Raw genomic sequence first — 2,699 nt, forward strand, 5'->3', positions numbered from 1 at the left:
AGGACGTGGCGGGGTGTTCCGCGGCTTTGCGGGCCTGCGCCGCGTTCCTTCACATTATCGCGACCTCGCGATAAGCGGTAATCCATGCCAACCTGCGCGAAGCGCTCGAGGCGACGCGCATCGTCGATCAGGACAGCGGCAACACGCTCAACAGCGGTGCCAAGTCGGCAGCGCTCTCGATTTTCGAGGGGACCAAGCAGCGCTTCTTTGCCCAGCTCCTCCTCTCGATGAAGCTGCCGAGCCTGCTGCCGGCTATCGACACTGCGCTGGCGGAGGGAAATGCCGCAGTCGTACAACTGGTCTCGACCGCTGAAGCCATGCTCAATCGCCGGCTCGCCGATCTTTCCGATGAGGAACGCGAGGACCTCGAAATCGACCTCAGCCCCCGTGAATACGTGGTCGACTACCTCGCCAGGAGCTTCCCTGTGCGGCTCATGGCGGTGTTCACCGACGAGAATGGCAATCCCCGTTCCGAACCCATGATCGACGAGCAGGGGCAGCCGGTCTTGTGCCGCTCGGCCATCGCTGCGCGCGACCGGTTGATCGAGCAGTTGTGCTCACTCCCACCGATTGCAACCGCGCTCGATGCGATCATCGAGCGCTTCGGGGTCGATGCGGTTGCCGAAGTGACCGGTCGGAGCCGGCGACTTGTCATTGGACGGGACGGACGGCAGAAACTCCAGTCGCGCAGTCCGCGCGCCAATATCGCCGAGACCCATGCCTTCATGGATGGCAGCAAGCGCATTCTGGTCTTTTCCGACGCTGGTGGAACGGGACGCAGCTACCATGCTGACCTTTCCGTCCGAAACCAGGCACGGCGCGTCCATTTCCTCCTGGAACCCGGCTGGAGGGCGGATGCCGCCATCCAGGGGCTCGGCCGGACCAACCGCACAAACCAGGCCTCGGCGCCCTTGTTCCGGCCGGTCACAACCGATGTTCGCGGCGAACGCCGGTTCATCTCGACGATTGCCCGGCGGCTCGACAGCCTTGGTGCGCTGACCCGTGGCCAACGCCAGACTGGCGGTCAAAACCTCTTCGATCCATCGGACAACCTCGAAAGCTCTTATGCCAGGGAAGCGCTGGTCCGCTGGTTCGGGCTCCTGTTCATGGGCAAACTCGAGGCTGTCGGCCTGGCTAGATTCCAGGACCTGACCGGGCTCAGGATTGAGGCGGCTGATGGGAGCTTGGTCGATGACCTGCCGTCAATTCAACGCTGGCTCAATCGCATCCTGGCGCTGCCGATCGCGCTGCAAAACGCGATCTTCGACGAGTTCATCGCCCTGGTTGAGGCGCGGGTCGATGCCGCGCGGCAGGCGGGTAGCCTCGATCTTGGCGTTGAGACGATCGCGGTCGAAAGCTTCGAAGTCATCTCCGATACGCTGCTGCGAACCGATGCCACGTCAGGGGCGACCACGCATTTGCTCGAGCTGGAGATTGCTCGGGCTCAGAAGCCGCTGACGCTCAAACGGCTCGGCGAGCACTTTGCTCTCGACACCGCGCGGCATCGCCTGATGCACAACAGCCGGTCCGGTCGTGTCGCCTTGCTGGTCCCGGCCCGCAGCCTGCTCTCCGACGAGGGCACGCGCATTGCGCGTTTCGAGATGATCCGCCCGCTCAAGCGAACGCATATTGCCGCCGAGCAGCTTGCCGAAAGTAGCTGGGAGGTGATCGAGCTGCCGGCGTTCGAGCGCCTGTGGCAGGCCGAAGTCGATGAGGCGACGGCAAGCTGCAAGCGCGAACGGCTTCATCTGGCGACCGGACTGCTTCTGCCGGTCTGGGACAAGCTGCCTTCGGACTATGTTCGGGTCAGCCGGATCGCTGCAAAGGACGGGAATTCGCTGCTTGGCCGCGAAGTCCCGGTCTATTGCGTGCCCGACCTGTGCCGTGCGCTTGGCCTTGAGCAGGCCAGCGTCCTGTCCGCCGAAGATATCGTGTCGGCTGTCGTCCGATCAGGCCGCCCGATGGAAGTGCGGGGCAGGGAAGTGCTCACCCTCAAACGAAGCCTCGTCAACGGCGCGCAGAGGCTGGAACTCACTGGTTGGACGGCCGCCCGACTCGACTGGTACAAGGCGCAGGGCTGCTTCACGGAAATCATCCGGTATCAGACGCGCCTGTTTGTACCGACGGATCAGGCGAACGCGATCCTGGCCCGCCTGGCCCGGTAGCTTCGCTGAAATAACGGATCAGGCGGCGATCTTTTCGACCTTGATGTCCTTTTCGTGGCGGCGAGCCTCGGCAAGGTCATGCGCTGCCTGCATCCGCAGCAGACTGTCTGCCCTGAGCCCGAACGCCTTTTCGAAGCGGATCGCCATCTCGGCCGAGATGCCAGCCCGGCCATTGAGCAGGCTGCTCATCGCCTGGCGCGAGACACCAAGCTTCTCGGCTGCGGCCGAAACGGTCAGGCCATGCGGCTCGACGATCTCACTGCGCAGCCAGACACCGGCATGAACCGCAAAGCTGGGGTGAAGCTTGATAGCCATCAGTGATAATCCTCCAGATCCAGATCCTCGATGGCCTTCGCCGCGTTGATCCGGAATGTCATTCGCCAGTTGCGCGTCACGGTCAGGGACCAGGTGCCAGCCCTGTCCCCGCTCAGCAGATGCGCACCATAATTTGGCGGCACCAGGTATAAACGGCGGAGTAAAAATGTACCACTGACGGGTCTTTTGGGGTCCGTTCATTTCGGAGTAAAAGTGTAC

General features: G+C 62.9%; 3 protein-coding genes. 1 reads left to right on the forward strand and 2 read right to left on the reverse strand.

The genetic code is table 11. From position 1 onward, the window contains the following. The first annotated feature begins 227 nt into the window (after window positions 1–227). Window positions 228–2,165: a strawberry notch C-terminal domain-containing protein gene (locus L3X40_RS21505; protein WP_338331166.1), complete on the forward strand. Its 1,938-nt coding sequence runs from the start codon at window positions 228–230 to the stop codon at window positions 2,163–2,165. A gap of 18 nt (window positions 2,166–2,183) precedes the next feature. Here L3X40_RS21505 and L3X40_RS21510 read toward each other — a convergent pair whose 3' ends face one another. Next, window positions 2,184–2,480 carry a HigA family addiction module antitoxin gene (locus L3X40_RS21510; RefSeq protein WP_099185265.1) on the reverse strand — a complete coding sequence of 99 codons (297 nt, stop codon included), beginning with the start codon at window positions 2,478–2,480 and terminating at the stop codon, window positions 2,184–2,186. Next, window positions 2,480–2,623: a type II toxin-antitoxin system RelE/ParE family toxin gene (locus L3X40_RS21515; RefSeq protein ID WP_338331167.1), complete on the reverse strand. Its 144-nt coding sequence runs from the start codon at window positions 2,621–2,623 to the stop codon at window positions 2,480–2,482. Before L3X40_RS21515 ends, L3X40_RS21510 begins: the two co-directional genes overlap by 1 nt. Window positions 2,624–2,699: the final 76 nt, after the last annotated feature.

It is taken from the genome of Rhizorhapis sp. SPR117, assembly GCF_021742065.1.